This window comes from Desulfuromonas acetexigens, assembly GCF_900111775.1.
Lineage (GTDB): Bacteria > Desulfobacterota > Desulfuromonadia > Desulfuromonadales > Trichloromonadaceae > Trichloromonas > Trichloromonas acetexigens.
Window position 1 is genome coordinate 175,014 of record NZ_FOJJ01000001.1, and the last position, 14,587, is coordinate 189,600.

At 60.1% G+C, this 14,587-nt stretch carries 18 protein-coding genes; 11 read left to right on the forward strand and 7 right to left on the reverse strand.

The features are described from left to right. Positions 1-25 precede the first annotated feature (25 nt). From BQ4888_RS00795 to BQ4888_RS00845, 11 genes are all read left to right on the forward strand, one after another. On the forward strand, positions 26-1,360 hold the full coding sequence (locus tag BQ4888_RS00795; RefSeq protein WP_092052425.1) for a UDP-glucose dehydrogenase family protein: 1,335 nt from the start codon (positions 26-28) through the stop codon (positions 1,358-1,360). Positions 1,361-1,385: 25 nt separating this feature from the next. Then, complete coding sequence (gene galE / locus BQ4888_RS00800; protein ID WP_092052427.1) at positions 1,386-2,378, forward strand: UDP-glucose 4-epimerase GalE; 993 nt, start codon at positions 1,386-1,388, stop codon at positions 2,376-2,378. 25 nt (positions 2,379-2,403) lie between these two features. Further along, positions 2,404-3,036 (forward strand): cyclic di-GMP-binding domain-containing protein, MshE-related, encoded by a 633-nt coding sequence (locus BQ4888_RS00805; protein WP_092052429.1) that lies wholly within the window; start codon positions 2,404-2,406, stop codon positions 3,034-3,036. Positions 3,037-3,192: 156 nt separating this feature from the next. Next, complete coding sequence (locus tag BQ4888_RS00810; RefSeq protein ID WP_092052432.1) at positions 3,193-4,035, forward strand: ABC transporter permease; 843 nt, start codon at positions 3,193-3,195, stop codon at positions 4,033-4,035. Between the two features lie 4 nt (positions 4,036-4,039). Further along, positions 4,040-4,552 (forward strand): YchJ family metal-binding protein, encoded by a 513-nt coding sequence (locus tag BQ4888_RS00815; protein ID WP_092052433.1) that lies wholly within the window; start codon positions 4,040-4,042, stop codon positions 4,550-4,552. Next, a complete protein-coding gene (locus BQ4888_RS00820; RefSeq protein ID WP_092052436.1) occupies positions 4,552-5,049 on the forward strand; it encodes a WbuC family cupin fold metalloprotein in 498 nt (165 codons plus the stop codon). The genes BQ4888_RS00815 and BQ4888_RS00820 overlap by 1 nt, the downstream gene beginning before the upstream one ends. Further along, the gene (gene mutM / locus BQ4888_RS00825; protein ID WP_092052438.1) at positions 5,042-5,857 is read left to right on the forward strand and encodes a bifunctional DNA-formamidopyrimidine glycosylase/DNA-(apurinic or apyrimidinic site) lyase; all 816 of its coding nucleotides are present in this window, start codon (positions 5,042-5,044) and stop codon (positions 5,855-5,857) included. The genes BQ4888_RS00820 and mutM overlap by 8 nt, the downstream gene beginning before the upstream one ends. An 11-nt stretch (positions 5,858-5,868) precedes the next feature. Further along, a complete protein-coding gene (locus tag BQ4888_RS00830; protein ID WP_092052440.1) occupies positions 5,869-6,027 on the forward strand; it encodes a bacterioferritin-associated ferredoxin in 159 nt (52 codons plus the stop codon). Positions 6,028-6,112: 85 nt separating this feature from the next. Beyond that, a complete protein-coding gene (locus BQ4888_RS00835; protein WP_092052443.1) occupies positions 6,113-6,298 on the forward strand; it encodes a hypothetical protein in 186 nt (61 codons plus the stop codon). A 54-nt stretch (positions 6,299-6,352) separates the two neighbouring features. Further along, on the forward strand, positions 6,353-7,309 hold the full coding sequence (locus BQ4888_RS00840; protein ID WP_092052445.1) for a DUF808 domain-containing protein: 957 nt from the start codon (positions 6,353-6,355) through the stop codon (positions 7,307-7,309). Between the two features lie 16 nt (positions 7,310-7,325). Then, a complete protein-coding gene (locus BQ4888_RS00845) occupies positions 7,326-7,859 on the forward strand; it encodes a GreA/GreB family elongation factor (RefSeq protein ID WP_205747973.1) in 534 nt (177 codons plus the stop codon). 27 nt (positions 7,860-7,886) lie between these two features. Here BQ4888_RS00845 and BQ4888_RS00850 read toward each other — a convergent pair whose 3' ends face one another. The 7 genes from BQ4888_RS00850 to BQ4888_RS00880 all read right to left on the reverse strand — a co-directional run bounded on the left by BQ4888_RS00850 (position 7,887) and on the right by BQ4888_RS00880 (position 14,520). Further along, positions 7,887-8,435: a hypothetical protein gene (locus tag BQ4888_RS00850; protein ID WP_092052448.1), complete on the reverse strand. Its 549-nt coding sequence runs from the start codon at positions 8,433-8,435 to the stop codon at positions 7,887-7,889. Between the two features lie 58 nt (positions 8,436-8,493). Next, entirely contained in the window at positions 8,494-9,159 is a 666-nt protein-coding gene (locus tag BQ4888_RS00855) for a DUF2238 domain-containing protein (RefSeq protein WP_092052449.1), read from the reverse strand. Between the two features lie 42 nt (positions 9,160-9,201). After that, positions 9,202-9,555 carry a DUF1622 domain-containing protein gene (locus tag BQ4888_RS00860; protein ID WP_092052452.1) on the reverse strand — a complete coding sequence of 118 codons (354 nt, stop codon included), beginning with the start codon at positions 9,553-9,555 and terminating at the stop codon, positions 9,202-9,204. 210 nt (positions 9,556-9,765) lie between these two features. Next, entirely contained in the window at positions 9,766-10,413 is a 648-nt protein-coding gene (locus tag BQ4888_RS00865; protein WP_092052455.1) for a DUF2189 domain-containing protein, read from the reverse strand. Positions 10,414-10,537: 124 nt separating this feature from the next. After that, positions 10,538-11,470, reverse strand: a complete 933-nt coding sequence (locus BQ4888_RS00870) for a hypothetical protein (protein ID WP_092052456.1) — start codon at positions 11,468-11,470, stop codon at positions 10,538-10,540. A 141-nt stretch (positions 11,471-11,611) separates the two neighbouring features. Further along, positions 11,612-12,598: an Lnb N-terminal periplasmic domain-containing protein gene (locus tag BQ4888_RS00875; RefSeq protein ID WP_092052459.1), complete on the reverse strand. Its 987-nt coding sequence runs from the start codon at positions 12,596-12,598 to the stop codon at positions 11,612-11,614. Then, complete coding sequence (locus BQ4888_RS00880; protein ID WP_170232757.1) at positions 12,595-14,520, reverse strand: esterase/lipase family protein; 1,926 nt, start codon at positions 14,518-14,520, stop codon at positions 12,595-12,597. Before BQ4888_RS00880 ends, BQ4888_RS00875 begins: the two co-directional genes overlap by 4 nt. Between the last annotated feature and the right edge of the window lie 67 nt (positions 14,521-14,587).

Genomic DNA, 14,587 nt, shown 5'->3' on the forward strand with positions numbered 1-14,587 from the left:
GAGCCTGACCAAGGAGTATGATTTTATGAATCTGACCGTTATCGGCACCGGCTACGTCGGGCTGGTTACCGGCACCTGTTTCGCCGAAATGGGGCATCGGGTGACCTGTGTCGATGTCGACGAAGCCAAGATCGCCCGTCTCCGCGCGGGGGAGATCCCCATTTTCGAGCCGGGGCTCGAAAGCCTGGTCCTCTCCAACGTCAAAGAAGGCCGTTTGCATTTTACGACCTCGCTCCCCGAGGCCATGACCGATTCTTCCGTCTATTTCATCGCCGTCGGCACCCCGCCCGGCGAGGACGGCTCGGCCGACCTTCAGTATGTGCTGGCGGTGGCTCGGGAGATTGGCCGCCATCTGCGCGACTACGCGGTCATCGTCGACAAATCGACGGTGCCAGTGGGGACGGCGGACCGGGTGCGCCAGGCCGTCGCCGAGGAACTGACCCGGCGCGGTGTCGAGATTCCCTTCGATGTGGTGAGCAATCCCGAGTTTCTCAAGGAAGGGGCGGCGGTCAACGACTTCATGCGTCCGGACCGGATCATCATCGGCAGCGACAGCCCCCGTGCCCTGGAGCTCATGCGCGTGCTCTACGCCGATTTCAGCCGCAACCACGACCGCATTCTCGAAATGGGGGTGCGCGACGCCGAGATGACCAAGTACACGGCCAACGCCATGCTCGCTACGAAAATCTCGTTCATGAACGAAATCGCCCGACTCTGCGACCGGCTCGGCGTCGACGTGGAGAAGGTGCGCCGGGGCATCGGCTCGGACAGCCGCATCGGCTATTCCTTCATTTATCCCGGCTGCGGTTACGGTGGCTCCTGTTTTCCCAAGGATGTCAAAGCCCTGATCCACATGGCAGCGGGGGAGGGGATCGAGCCGCTCATCCTGCAATCGGTCCATCGTCGCAACGAGGCGCAGAAAGAGGTGCTTTTCGAGAAGATTAGCGACCACTTCGGCGCCGATCTCTCCGGCTTGACCATCGGCGTCTGGGGCCTGGCCTTCAAGCCCGGAACCGACGACATGCGCGAGGCGCCGTCCCTGGTGCTGCTGGAACAGCTCCTCGCGGCCGGGGCCAAGGTTAGGGCTTACGATCCCGAAGCGATGGCGATTGCCCGACGGGAACTGCCTGCTGCCTGGTTCGCAACGGGGCGGCTGAAGTTGGCCGAAAACCAGTACGCGGCTCTGGAGGGGGCCGACGCCCTGGCTCTGGTCACCGAATGGAAACCCTTCCGCCATCCTGATTTTTCCGAGATGAAAGAGCGGATGAAGCAGGCGGTGATTTTCGACGGCCGCAACCAGTACGACCCCAGCTATCTCCGGACGCAAGGCTTTGTTTACCACGGCATCGGCCGCGGCTGATGTTTGTTTTCACGGAAGGAATTTTATGCCCAACATTCTGGTAACCGGCGGCGCCGGCTATATTGGCAGTCATGTGGTGAAAGCCCTGGGCGAGGCGGGCTATCGGGTGCTGACCTACGACAACCTCTCTACCGGCAATCGCTGGGCGGTGCTGCACGGCGAACTGGTCGAGGGGGATCTCGCCGACCATGACAAACTGGCGGCGACGGTGCGGGATTTTGCCCCGGATGCGGTCATGCATTTCGCCGCCGGCATCGAAGTCGCCGAGAGTGTGACAAACCCTTTGAAGTATTATGAAAACAACACCGTCAACGCCCTCGGCCTGTTGCAGGTGCTGCGCGATGCCGGGGTCGGCCGTCTGATTTTCTCCTCGACGGCGGCGGTCTACGGTATTCCCGAATGCATTCCTGTGGATGAGACGGCGCTGCTTTCGCCGATCAACCCCTACGGCGCTTCGAAGATGATGACCGAGCGCATTCTCGCCGATCTCGCCACCGCCGATCCGGCCTTCAACTATGTGGCCCTGCGCTATTTCAACGTCGCCGGCGCTGATCCCGAAGGGCGTATCGGCCAATCTTACAAGAACCCCACCCACCTCATCACCCGAGCACTCAAAACCGCCCTGGGGCAGTACGACAAGCTGCAGATCTTCGGTACCGACTATCCGACCCCGGACGGCACCTGCATCCGCGACTACATCCATGTGGACGATCTCGCCGCCGCCCATCTGGTGGCGCTGGAGCATCTCCTGAACGGGGGGGAGAGCGAGATTTTCAACTGTGGTTACGGGCACGGTTTTTCGGTGAACGAGGTGGTCCAAATGGTGCGCAAGGTGACCGGGCGGGATTTCGTCGTCGAGATGGCCCCTCGGCGCGAGGGCGATCCCCCGGCGTTGACCGCCGAGAGCATGCGCATCCGTCACAGGCTCGGCTGGACGCCGCGCTTCGATCATCTCGAATACATCATCGAAACCGCCTGGAAATGGGAGTTGAAACTGCAATCGGCCAAGCAGGGATGAGTCTGAGAAGGCGAGGGGGCGGATCATGACACGAAAGACCATGCGCCTCGGCGACATGCTCGTCAAGGCGGGGAAGATCGACGAATTTCAACTGAACTCGGCCCTTTCCTACCAGCGGCACTGGGGCGGGCAGATCGGCACCTCTCTGATCAAGCTCGGCTATATCGGCGAGGAGGATTTGCTGCAGTTTCTTGCCGAGCAGCTCAATCTCACCCGTATCGACCTTTCGCGCATGGCTGTCGCGCCCGAGGTGCTGGCCCTGTTGCCGGTGGAAAAGGCGCTGGAATACAACGTCATTCCCGTCGATCGCAAGGAGTTTAACGGCAGCGTCTATCTGCTCGTCGCCATGGCCAACCCGACTAATCTGATTGTCATCGACGCCCTGCAGTTCGCCACCGGCTGCCGGGTGCGTCCAGCCCTGGCGACGGAAGAGGCGATCCGTTCGGCGATCCGCCGCTGCTATCAGAAGCGCCCGGCGGGGATCAGGTCGCCCGACGATCCGCCGGCCAAGCCGCCGCTGCCCGATATCGACCCTTTTCGCTTTCCGGGGAACCAGCCGGGGGGTGGCCAAAGTCTGGAGGAGCGCTTCGAGCGGCTTCTTGCTCTGCTGGTGCAGAAGGGGCTCCTGTCCGAGAACGATCTCAAGGACCTGAAATAGAAAATTTTTTCTCACGCAAAGACGCAAAGACGCAAAGAAATGCTCAGGAAATTAAGAAATGGATAGATTTGATCTTATTGCGTCTTGGCGGCTTGAGTGAGCGCAGCGAACGGGCGTGAGCCCAGATTTCAGAACCGCTTATACCGGATAAAAATCATGCCGATGTTGTTTCATTCAAATTTCATCTCCCGCCTGAGGGGCAACCGCATGGCCCTGGTCGGCGCGGCGATTGTCGCCGTCATGTTTTTGCTCGCCGTGCTGGCGCCGCTGCTGGCCGGTGATCCCGGCGCCATCGACATCTCCCGACGGCTGCAGTCGCCTTCCTGGCAATTCCCCCTGGGGACGGACGATCTCGGCCGCGACGTCCTCGCGCGCATTCTTTACGGGGCGCGCATATCGCTTCTGGTCGGGTTTGTCGCCGTCGGCATCGCCAGCCTTATCGGCATCGTTCTCGGCGCCCTGGCCGGCTATTACGGACGCTGGGTCGACGGTCTGCTCATGCGTTTTGTCGACATCATGCTCTGTTTCCCGACCTTCTTCCTGATTCTCGCGGTCATCGCTTTTCTCGAACCGTCGATCTGGAACATCATGATCATCATCGGCCTCACCGGCTGGATGGGGGTAGCGCGGCTGGTGCGGGCCGAATTCCTTTCGTTACGCGAGCGCGATTTCGTCCAGGCGGCCCGGGCGCTGGGCGCCTCCGACGGGCGGCTGATCTTCCGCCATATCCTGCCCAACGCCCTGTCGCCGGTGCTGGTTTCCGCCACCCTCGGCGTCGCCGGGGCGATCCTCACCGAAAGCGCCCTGTCGTTTCTCGGCATCGGCGTGCAGCCGCCGACGCCTTCCTGGGGGAACATGCTCATCGCCGGCAAACAGACCCTCGGCACCGCCTGGTGGCTTTCGGCCTTTCCCGGTTTGGCGATCCTGATCACGGTCCTTGGCTACAACCTCCTCGGCGAGGGGATTCGCGACGCCCTCGATCCGCGCATTCGGGAGTGACGCCATGAGCCGCGTCGGCCGCAACGATCCCTGCCCCTGCGGCAGCGGACTGAAGTACAAAAAATGCTGTCTCGACCGGGAACCGGCGCCGGCTGAGATTCCCCTTGATCTCACGCCGTCCGAACTGGTGCGGCGCCGGGGGGAAGCCTTTTCCGCCGGGGATTTTGCCTTCATCTACGATACCTATCATCCCGATTCCAACTTCCGCGCCCAGTTCCCCAGCCGCAAGGCCTATATCGCCCTGGGCCAGGATTCCCTCGGGCGGGATTTTTCCATTGACGACTGCCGGGTGCTGAAGGAAGAGGTCGGCGCGGACGAGGCGCGGGTGCTCTTCTATCTCGCCACCCGCTTTCGTGGGCAGGCGGAAGAGACCTTCGAGCTGTCGCGTTTTCTTCTGACCGAAGGCGGCTGGCGCTACCATTCGAGCCAGAAGCTGGGGCGCGAGGAATTCGCCGGAGCGGTGGAGGAAATCGGCTGGAACGATTTCGAGCGGGTGAAGGACAAGGTTTTTTTCTGATGAAGCCGGTTTTGCAACGGATCGACGCTCGCCTGCTCGACGAACTCTCCCTCGCCGCGCGGCAACGGCCCCGACTCAGGCTCAATCACAATCTGCACGAGGATTACCTTGATCCCTGCCAGCGGCTGCTCAACGCCGTGGAGCCGGGAACCTACGTCCGTCCCCACCGCCATCTCGATCCGCCCCGTCCCGAATGTTTCGTACTGCTGCGCGGAACCATGGCCGTTCTTTTGTTCACCGAGGCTGGCGGCATCGATGAGATTATCCCCCTGGCGGCGAACGGTCCCTGTTGGGGGGTCGATATTCCGCCCGGTGCCTGGCATTCCCTCGTTTCTTTGGAGCCGAATACGGTCCTTTTCGAAACCAAGCCCGGCCCTTATCTCCCTCTTTCCGACAAGGATTTCGCCCCCTGGGCACCCGCCGAGGGGAGCGCTGAGGCATCGGAATATCTGGAATTCCTCACTCTGCAGGTTCATGGAAGAGGCGATCATGCCTGAATTGCCCGAAGTTGAAACGATCCGCCGGGGTTTGGTTCCCCGACTTGAAGGGCACACCCTGAGCGGCGCCCTCTGCCGGGTCGCGGGGCTGCGCCAGCCGTTGCCCGCCGGTTTGAATGACCTCCTTGCCGGGCAACGGTTGCATGCCGTCGAGCGCCGCGCCAAATATCTGCTGCTACGCTGCGACAACGGCACCCTCATCCTCCATCTCGGCATGAGCGGCTATCTGCGGGTCGTCGATCGGGAGCTGCCTCCCGGTAAGCACGATCATCTCGATCTGCTTTTCAGCGACGGTCAGGCCCTGCGTTTCAACGACGCCCGACGCTTCGGCCTGCTGCTCTGGACGACCGACGATCCGCAACACCATCCGCTGCTGTCCGGGCTCGGCCCCGAACCCTTCGACGAGGCCTTCACCGGTGACTATCTGCTTGAACGCGCCCGTGGGCGCACCGCGTCGATCAAAACCTTGATCATGGATCAGCGCATTGTCGTCGGCGTCGGCAACATTTACGCCAGCGAGGCCCTCTTTCTCGCCGGTATTCATCCCGCGCGGGCGGCGGGGCGGATTTCCCTGGAACGCTACCGCCGACTCGTTGACGTGATCCGCTCCGTTCTCGGCGAGGCGATCGCCGCCGGCGGCACGACGATCCGTGATTTCAGCGACAGCGACGGCAAACCGGGCTACTTTGCTCTCAGCCTGCGGGTCTATGGGCGGGAAGGGGAGGCCTGCCCGCAGTGCGGAGGGAAGATCCGGCAGGAGCGCATCGGCGGACGCTCCAGTTTTTTCTGCCCCCGTTGTCAGCATTGAAAGAAGAAACCATGTCGGTTCCTATCTGTTATTGTTACGGCTACGACGAGGATGATATCCGCGCGGATGTCTGTGCCAACGGCGGTCGCTCACTGATTCTCGAGCGCATTCTTGCCGAAAAACGTCAAGGTACCTGTCGCTGCGCGGAAACGCACCCGGACGGGCGCTGATGCCTGGCGGACGTTCACCGGGTCGTGAACGAAGCGCTTGCCTGTTACAGCCTCAAACCACCACCATCGGATTCGGGAGGAGACCATGTCTGAATTCAGAGTCTGCCGCGTTTGCGGCTACGCCAAGGGTTTTCACGTCTACTTTCGCGAGCATGAAAAAGGGCAGCGCATCGGCCTGATCTGTCCCGAGTGCGGCCAATCCTACGATCTGGGCTGGGTCGTCGAAGGATTGGCGGAGTCGGCGGAAAAGGGCGCGGTCTTCGACGAGTGATTCTGCAGATCGCAGGGCTGGTCTATTAACTGTTTATTCATAAGGAGTTGCATTGTGGCCGGAACGAGTCTGTTGGCCTTGATTGATGATATCGCCAGTCTGCTCGACGACGTCGCGACCATGACCAAGGTCGCTGCGAAAAAGACCGCCGGCGTGCTGGGGGACGATCTGGCCCTGAACGCCGAACAGGTTTCCGGCATCAGCGCCGACCGGGAACTGCCGGTGGTCTGGGCGGTGGCCAAGGGATCCTTCAAGAACAAGCTGATTCTGGTGCCGACGGCGCTGATCATCAGCGCCCTGGCGCCTTGGGCGATCACGCCACTGCTGATGGTCGGTGGGGCTTTTTTGTGTTACGAGGGCTTCGAAAAGCTGGCGCACAAATTTTTGCACAGTCGCGCCGAGGAAGAGGGGGGACATGAGGAAAAGCTTGAAGTCCTGAGTAATCCCGAGATCGATCTGGTGGCCTACGAGAAGGAAAAAATCAAAGGGGCGATCCGTACCGATTTCATCCTCTCGGCGGAAATCATCGTTATCGCGCTGGGCACGGTACAGGGTACGGCCTTGGGTACCCAGGTCGCGGTGGTGGCCGGCATCGCTTTGATTATGACGGTCGGCGTCTACGCCCTGGTCGGCGGTATCGTCAAACTCGACGATGCCGGATTGCATCTCCTCAAGTCTAAAGCGGCCAATGGCTGGGGGAGTCTGCGTCGCGCCTGTGGTCGGGGATTGCTCCTGCTGGCGCCCAAGCTGATGAAAACCCTGTCGGTGGTCGGCACCGCGGCGATGTTCATGGTCGGCGGCGGCATTCTCGTCCACGGCCTGCCCGGTTCCCATCATGTTTTACACGGCGCGGCAGAAGCGGTTCACGGCCTGCCGGTTCTCGGCGGCCTGCTGGCGGCACTCACCCCCACGGTATTGAACGCCCTCTCCGGGGTGATTGCCGGGGCGCTGGTCCTGGCGGCGGTTGTTCCGATTCGGAATGTCGTTGGAAAGTTCCGAAATCCGGCCTGATGGGAGAATCCTTTTGATGCCCATTTACATGACCCCCGCCTGTGCCGAGGCGATGCGCGAGGAACTGCGCGATCTGCTTTATACCAAGCGGCCGGAGATGGCCCGCACCGCCGAGTGGGCTGCAAGCAACGGCGACCGTAGCGAAAATGCCGACTACCACTACGCCAAGCGCGCCTTGCGCCGGTTCGATTCACGCATCCGCTTTCTCTCCAAACGCCTGGAGGGGGCGCAGATTATCGACCCGGTGGCGCAGGGGAAAGTTGCCGGGGTGAAAGTCCTCTTCGGCGCGACGGTGACGGTGGACGAGGAAGGCGAGGAGAAGGTCTACAGCATTGTCGGCGTCGACGAAACGGCGCCGGGGCGGGGGGTGATCAGCTGGGTCTCCCCCCTCGGCAAGGCGCTGCTCGGCAAGCGCGAGGGGGATGTGGTGACCTTCGTGGCGCCCAAGGGGGAGCGTGAGCTGGAAATTCTCAAGGTTGAATATCGGCCCATCGCCGTCGGTGTCGTTCCCGCTCCCGAGGAGGATGACGCGGAAGAGAATGACGGGTAGGGCGCGAACTTTCCCGTGCTTCCTTGATTACCCGTCCCTTCGCCGTCGCATCCAGCGCAGGCCCAGCCCCAGCAGCAACAGCCAGGCGAAAGCAAAACAGAGGATCTTCACGGTCGTGGCCACCCCGGCCAGGGAGATCCACCCTTCCTGAATCGACTCATTCCCCAGAAAGCGGTGCAGTTGTCGCCGCAAGGTCAGATTTTCCGTCCAGTCCACCACCAGGTTTACCAACACCGGCACCGTCAGCCAGAAACGGGGGAAGGGGCGCCCCAGGCCGTTCCAGAGCAGGAAGAGCCCGAGCAGGAGCGTCCCGCCGTAGAACAGGGGAAAGAGCAGATCCAGATTCAGAAAACGCAATTCGGCCAGCTGCCCGTCGGCTCCCAGGCAATCCCAATAGGCGCGAACGTCGGCGGCGTCGTAACCGCCAAAACGAAAATGCAGGGGATAGCAATCCGGGGTGTCGCTCTTGGGAAAGTTCTCCCGCCCGGTTACCTTCATCATCCACGCGCCGCCGACCAGAAAAGTGAGCAGCGGCAAGCCGAGCGCCGGCAAAAATTTGGCGAGGGGATTTTTCATCGTCGACTCCATGAAAGTGTTCCCGGAATGGGTCGATTACTGAAATCAATCGATTCCGTCAGCGGTTGGATTTGAACAGCCGGGGATTGTTTTCGATAAAGGCGTTAATCCAGCGTTCGAGAAACGAATTGTTCCCGGCCGTTTTGATGAAACTGTAGCCCAGGACGGAAATGATCAGCGCACCCAGGGTGTCGACGATCAGATCCCACATGGTATCGGTCAGTCCGGAAGGATCACCGAGCATCGGTTTTTGCATGTTCATGCCGAAAAAGCTGTCCATGGAAAATTCGAAAATCTCCCACAGCGCCCCCATCCCCACTGCGAATAAAAAGGCGAAAAAAGCGACAAAGCCCGGTTTCATGTGCACGCCGATATTTTCGGTTTCGTTCAGTACATGAACCAGCAGAAAACCGACGATCCCCAATAGGATCCCGGAGGTGGAGTGCAGGGCGATGTCCCACCACCAGAAACGGGCGTAATAGTCATGGACCTCGCCGAGAAAGAGGGAGGCGAAGATGAAGGCGATGGCGAGCAGGACGAATTCGGGGGGGATAAAAACACGTAACAGTCTGCCGAGCAAGAGGGGCGCCAGGGTCACCGCGATGATGCCAATGGTGACGACTGCCGTGAGCCATTGCTGTTCCCACAGGGCGCCGACAAACTCCATCACGAGAATCGCCTGCAGTACGAAGGTCAGGCGTCGGTGGATATGTTGTGATTGCATAGGGATATCCAATGTTGGCAGGGAGGGGAAGATGACGTATTCTCAGTCGCCATTCCCCTGCCAGGGCCAGCGGCCGGTGAGTTCCACCTCCAGGGTGAAGCTCAGGAAGGTGCGGATGAGGACGACGAGGGCGAGGACGCCGATCGATTCGAAGGTCAGATCGACGGCTACGGTGTAGATGATGTCGGCGGCGATGAGCAGTTCCAGCCCGAGCAGAATGCCTTGCCCAAGGGCTTGCCTGAGTTCTTGAAAAATGATTCCCTTCTCCTCGTTGCGACGCAGGCGAAGGGCCGCATGCACAAGGGCGTGTAGGGCCATGAAGGTGATCAGTCCGACACCCAGAATTTCGATGATTTCCGCGCACCAGGCGGCGACCGGCGTGACGAAATGTCCCATGCGATCTCCCTCTCGTCTTTTTGGGGATGGATGGCGCGGCGACTCCGGATACCACTTCCGTCACGCCTGCCTAAACCATAGCAAAGATTGAAGGAAATGGAAAAGGGGGAAAGCGCCTGGACGCTTGTGAGCAAAAAAGCCCCGACGGAGCTGCTCCGCCGGGGCTTTGTCTTTTACGGAGAGGGACGGGTCGTCAACGGGAAGCTTACCTCAAACCCGTTCCGCCAGGAAAAAGTTCTTGTTGCGATCGTAGAGCAGGGCGATGGCCAGATTGCCCCAGGGAATGGTCAGGATGAGGCCGATGCCGAAGATGGCGGCGCCGATACTGGAGAGGATTCCACCCAACACGACGACCAGCGCCCAGGTGAACATGTCCCGTTTGACCGTTTCGAGGCTCCACTTGAAGGCGTCGATCGCCCCCATCTTTTTGTCGACCACGGCGTAGAGGCCGGGAGCGACGACGATGGAAATGATGATGCCGGCGATGGCGCCGATGATTGGCAGATAGCCGAGGACCAGCACGGCCACCAGGACAATGACGACGTAGACCAGCAGCTGGGCGAAGCAGTCCCAGGCCGAAAAGAGATCGCCGACCAGGGGCTTCTCGCCGCGCAAGGTCTTGAGCAACGCCCGCATGTATCCGGCGAGAAAGGCGATATTTGCGAAGGGGATCCAGCAGACCAGCAAGAGAACGAGGGTGACGACCGCCAAGGGACCAATCTGCTCCTTCCCTTTCAGGGTCGCGTTGGTGAAAATGTCACGCAGGTCGGCAATGACCTTCTCCGACTGGAATGGGGGAATGACATTTTCATAGGTCTTTTTTTCAGTATTTTTTTCGGGTTGATTGGGGTCGGACATCTTTACCTCCTGGTGAATGGAAGATCGCAAAAAAGCCGGAATGAAGTTTAGCGATTTTTAAGGGGAATGATCAAGTGTAAAGACGATCGCGAGGAACGTCGATAGCGGTGGTTGAGGAGGAGGGTCAGCGTGGCAGGGTGACCAGGGAGACGGCGTGGCTGCGGCCTTCGCTGTTGCTCAGCATATTGAGGGGGACTTCGGAGGCGTCTCCTTGAACTTCGCGACGTTTGATGCCCATACGGTCGACGATGATCGATTCCCGACTGATCCAGAGATGGTCTTCGGGACGGATCAACACGTCGCGCAGGATTTCGAGATAGGCATCGAGAATCCGGTCTTCCCGGGCATTTTCCGGCAGGCTGCGGCAGAGCTGCGCCTGGGCCATATCCTGCACGGGAACGGCGATGTGGGGGGAATCGTCCATGCCCCGGCGCAGATGCTGCTGCAGGCCTACATTGGCCTGAAGCAGGGCGTTTCTCCGCTCCTTGCCGGCGCATTCCGTCTTGAGAATGGAGATGCGTTTCAGAGCCAGATGCAAGAGTCGTTCAAAGGCGAGATCCTTGATTTTTTCCCGGGTTGCCTGGTCGGATTCGGACGGGGCGAAAAAATGATGGTTTTCGAAGCTCACCGTGATCTGGGCCACGTCGTGGAGAATGACATCCCCGGTCATTGCGGCCCCGAATACGGTCTTTTCCTGTTTGATCATGGAGAGCAGGGCGTAGGCGGGTGTTTTCCCCTGCTTTTGCTGGTAATCCGCAAGACAGGGGTCGCTGTCGAGAACCTTGCGTAGCGCACCGGCAGAAATGAAGAAAGCGCGCAGCCGGGGATCGGCGCTATAGCCGGAAGGCTCCAGGGAGAGGGATGGGGCCATGCCGTCCACCTGTTCATCCAGATAGGCTAGGGCCCGTTCCGCTGCCGGTCGCAGCTTCTTTTTGTAGCCCGATACGCCGCGGATCCAGGGATCGGTACCTTCTACGGCCTGCTCGATGGCCGCGGCGATCGGATCTTTTTCCGTGCCGGAATGGCTGCTGAACATGGATTGAATGAAAGATAACATGGCGTGCCTCCGCACGTGATCTGTATCACTCTTATCAAGAAGCCGCAACCGACATTTTACGGCGAAGAGGTTTTTGGGGAAAGGGGGCTCCTGACGGGAGGAGAGGGAATAAATATCCTGAACCGGTTTCGCAATCGTTCCCTATGGCCTGGGGACATTTTCCCGGATTCTCCGGGAAAAACCCCCGGCGTCACTGAGTGCGCGTGCGGTGGGATTGATATAGCCAAGGCGCTTGATCTCGGAGAAGGGACGGGATGAATCGAAGGCGCCCAACTCGTAGGCATACTCGGCGGCATAGCCGCTCAAAAGAATCTTCCAGCTGTAGCGCAGATCATCCTGAAAGGCATCGATGTGGCCGGCGATGTTGGAGGTACAGTTGTCGGTGAGGGTATTGTACCACTCGGGGCGGTCTTTCAGCTCGTTGATTTTCTTGACGTAATCTATGAAAAGCAGACGGGCGTGTTCAGGCCGGATGCGGCTGCGAAAAAGATAGACATCCTCGGCGGGGCTGCGGTAGTTCGTGCGCAGGCGAATCAGGTCGCGTTCGTCCCCGACCACGTAGATCAGCTCGTAGTTCCTGAAAAAACCCTTGAGGGACGAATATGTTTCCCCCTGTTCTTTGCGGGTTTCGATGGAAAAGGTCACATAGTCTCGGTCGTTGAAGCCGAAACTGACCATGACATGGGCGATGGCTTCACCCATCCAGTAAACGCTGAAAAAATCGACCGAGGTCAGCTCGGACAGTCGGAATTCCCGATCGTAATAGCGGATATCAAAATCGCTCTCGCTGCGATAGTCGAAATCACGGATATTGCGGATCATCACCTGCTCGCCTTGTACTTCCGCGAAGGGCAAGACGGCGACATCCGCTTGCCAGTCCCGATCGTTGGAAGGGGCGAGCTCGAACCAGAAGGCCAGAACCAATGCGAAGAAGGCGAAATAGAGGGCCAGGGCGTGCCTTTTCTTTCGCGGGATGAGCAAAGTCGAAAGGCTCGCGCCGGCAAAGAGAGCGGTGAGAATAAGCCGGGTGACTGCGTTGCCCAGGGGCAGATGGTAGAGGGCAAGACCGCTCCAGCCAGCCGTCCCGATGACCAGAAGGACAAGCAGGGTTTTGACGATCCATTTCATCGCGCGGCCCTTTCCGGGGAGCGTTCCACCGCCCATTGCGTGGAAGTGGTCGCACGCAGGTGCTCGACGAGGATGCGGCGGATTTCCTCGATGGCGGCCGGTTCAGATTGAACCGAGTGGCCGGAAGGGATGATCAGTTCCGATTCCGCTTCTTCGAGATGGGCGCTGCCGTAGGCGACGACGCCATCATGCCACTTTTCACGGGGATCTTCCGGATTTTTCACGGCAATGATCGAGTGGAAGGGGACGTCGGTTGCCATCGGCAGGGTGGTCAGGGTGCGGACAAATTCGCTTTTCGGGTCCATATCGTCGGTGCTGCGGGGGATGTCGCGCAAGGCGAAGAGCGCCGCCCCCTTGGTGGTGGGAAGCATGGCAATGTCCTTGCCGAATTCCACCACCCGCGGTGGCAAGTGGATCAGCTTCGTCGCCAGTCGCCCGATCCAGCCTCCCGCGACATAGCTTCCCCCATGCGGGGTGGCGATGAAGACGAGGCGTTTGACAAAGAGGAGGGGGGAATAGACCACGCTTTGCTGGAGCAGTTCCTTGACTTTCGGGGACTCGGCCAGGGTCTCGAAGGATTCGGAGAAGGCGTTGTCCCAGAAGGCGGTGCCGCTCTCCGTGGCCATCATTCGGGTCAGCAGCCCCCCCTGGCTGTGGCCGACGATCACCATCTCGCGCAACGCCGGATCTTTCCCTTCGGGGTCGAGCTCTTCAACGACACTTTTCAAGCCTTCGGCCAGGATTCCCGCCGAGTAAAGGACGGGATTGCCGGTGTCGTAAAGGAATAACCAAATTTGGTACCGGCCCCACAGCTCCCGGTCATTATTCACTTCGTTGATCAGTTCCGCCCAGCGGGCGGGGCTTGACGCGGTGCCGTGCACCAGCACCAGGGGAATCTGCCCCGGCTTGTAGGGGCTGGTGAGAAAGACGCCGTTTCTGAAGCGGGGGACTTTTTTCAGCGGATTGATATCCCCCCGCAACAGCCCGGGAATCTCCAGCTTGTACATCTGCGAGCCTTCCAGGGTCGAGGCCAGGGCCGAACTCAATTCGTATTCGACGGGGATTTCCCGGTCTTCCACCCTGACAGAGGTCGCCTTGTCGGTGGTATAGATCTCCAGCGCGGAATGCAGGGTGCCGGCTCTCAGGCCCGTTTCCAGGTCAGTGAAGCGCAGAAAAGCCGTCAGCGGAACCTTCATCCCGGAAATGACGTAGGCGAACCCGGGAGCATCGATTCCCTTGGTGTATCTGGTCGAAGCGACCAGCGGGGCGCCGATGCCGGGCCAGCGGTATTTGTTACGCAATCCCCGTACATCGATTTCCGCCGCCTGCACCAGTTCGACAAAGCGGAAGTTGCCCCACTGGAGATGCCTGGAGTCGAAATCGACCTGCAAATGGCCGAAAGGGAGGGGATAGGTTCCCCCGGCGAGCCTCACCTGGGACGGGTTCTCCTGGCTGGTGAAGCCTTTGGCGATGCTGCGGTTGTAGAGATCCACGGCGGTGCGCAGCCGGGGTTCGAAGGCGCTCATGGCGTTTTTCGCCTGGGGGGCTTCACCGTGAAAGAGGAAGGCGTAGGCATAGAGGGCCGCGGCCAGATAATAGGCCGGATTTTCGCTTTCCACCGCCTGCAGAAAGGAGGTTTCCGTCAGGGCGAAGAGCAGATCCTGTTTCAACACGCCGTTTTCCAGCAGCTTGTCGTGCAAGGAGGCGATCGCCGTCGCCCGGTCGTCAGCGAAGGTGTTCGCGAGCCCGAGCCGGTTGATGATGTGGATCGTCGGCGAACTGAGCTGTTCGCCGGTCAGGACGTTGGCGGCCAGCTTCCGGTCCGCTTCGCGGGAATCGAGCGTCCGCACGCCGACGGGCGTGGCGCAGCCGGCAACGAGCAGGAAAAGGAGCAGCAGGGTTGGAGTGAAAAATCGTCTCATTGAAATAAAAATTCGCAAATCCGGCACGTTAAATTGAAGATCCTCTGGTTCCATCCCAACTTTTCGC

Bases quoted from the DNA above. Each gene is read 5' to 3' on its own strand.
- BQ4888_RS00795 (WP_092052425.1), top strand. From the start codon at position 26: ATGAATCTGACCGTTATCGGCACCGGCTACGTCGGGCTGGTTACCGGC.
- galE (WP_092052427.1), top strand. From the start codon at position 1,386: ATGCCCAACATTCTGGTAACCGGCGGCGCCGGCTATATTGGCAGTCAT.
- BQ4888_RS00805 (WP_092052429.1), top strand. From the start codon at position 2,404: ATGACACGAAAGACCATGCGCCTCGGCGACATGCTCGTCAAGGCGGGG.
- BQ4888_RS00810 (WP_092052432.1), top strand. From the start codon at position 3,193: ATGCCGATGTTGTTTCATTCAAATTTCATCTCCCGCCTGAGGGGCAAC.
- BQ4888_RS00815 (WP_092052433.1), top strand. From the start codon at position 4,040: ATGAGCCGCGTCGGCCGCAACGATCCCTGCCCCTGCGGCAGCGGACTG.
- BQ4888_RS00820 (WP_092052436.1), top strand. From the start codon at position 4,552: ATGAAGCCGGTTTTGCAACGGATCGACGCTCGCCTGCTCGACGAACTC.
- mutM (WP_092052438.1), top strand. From the start codon at position 5,042: ATGCCTGAATTGCCCGAAGTTGAAACGATCCGCCGGGGTTTGGTTCCC.
- BQ4888_RS00830 (WP_092052440.1), top strand. From the start codon at position 5,869: ATGTCGGTTCCTATCTGTTATTGTTACGGCTACGACGAGGATGATATC.
- BQ4888_RS00835 (WP_092052443.1), top strand. From the start codon at position 6,113: ATGTCTGAATTCAGAGTCTGCCGCGTTTGCGGCTACGCCAAGGGTTTT.
- BQ4888_RS00845 (WP_205747973.1), top strand. From the start codon at position 7,326: ATGCCCATTTACATGACCCCCGCCTGTGCCGAGGCGATGCGCGAGGAA.
- BQ4888_RS00850 (WP_092052448.1), bottom strand. From the start codon at position 8,435: ATGAAAAATCCCCTCGCCAAATTTTTGCCGGCGCTCGGCTTGCCGCTG.
- BQ4888_RS00855 (WP_092052449.1), bottom strand. From the start codon at position 9,159: ATGCAATCACAACATATCCACCGACGCCTGACCTTCGTACTGCAGGCG.
- BQ4888_RS00860 (WP_092052452.1), bottom strand. From the start codon at position 9,555: ATGGGACATTTCGTCACGCCGGTCGCCGCCTGGTGCGCGGAAATCATC.
- BQ4888_RS00865 (WP_092052455.1), bottom strand. From the start codon at position 10,413: ATGTCCGACCCCAATCAACCCGAAAAAAATACTGAAAAAAAGACCTAT.
- BQ4888_RS00870 (WP_092052456.1), bottom strand. From the start codon at position 11,470: ATGTTATCTTTCATTCAATCCATGTTCAGCAGCCATTCCGGCACGGAA.
- BQ4888_RS00875 (WP_092052459.1), bottom strand. From the start codon at position 12,598: ATGAAATGGATCGTCAAAACCCTGCTTGTCCTTCTGGTCATCGGGACG.
- BQ4888_RS00880 (WP_170232757.1), bottom strand. From the start codon at position 14,520: ATGAGACGATTTTTCACTCCAACCCTGCTGCTCCTTTTCCTGCTCGTT.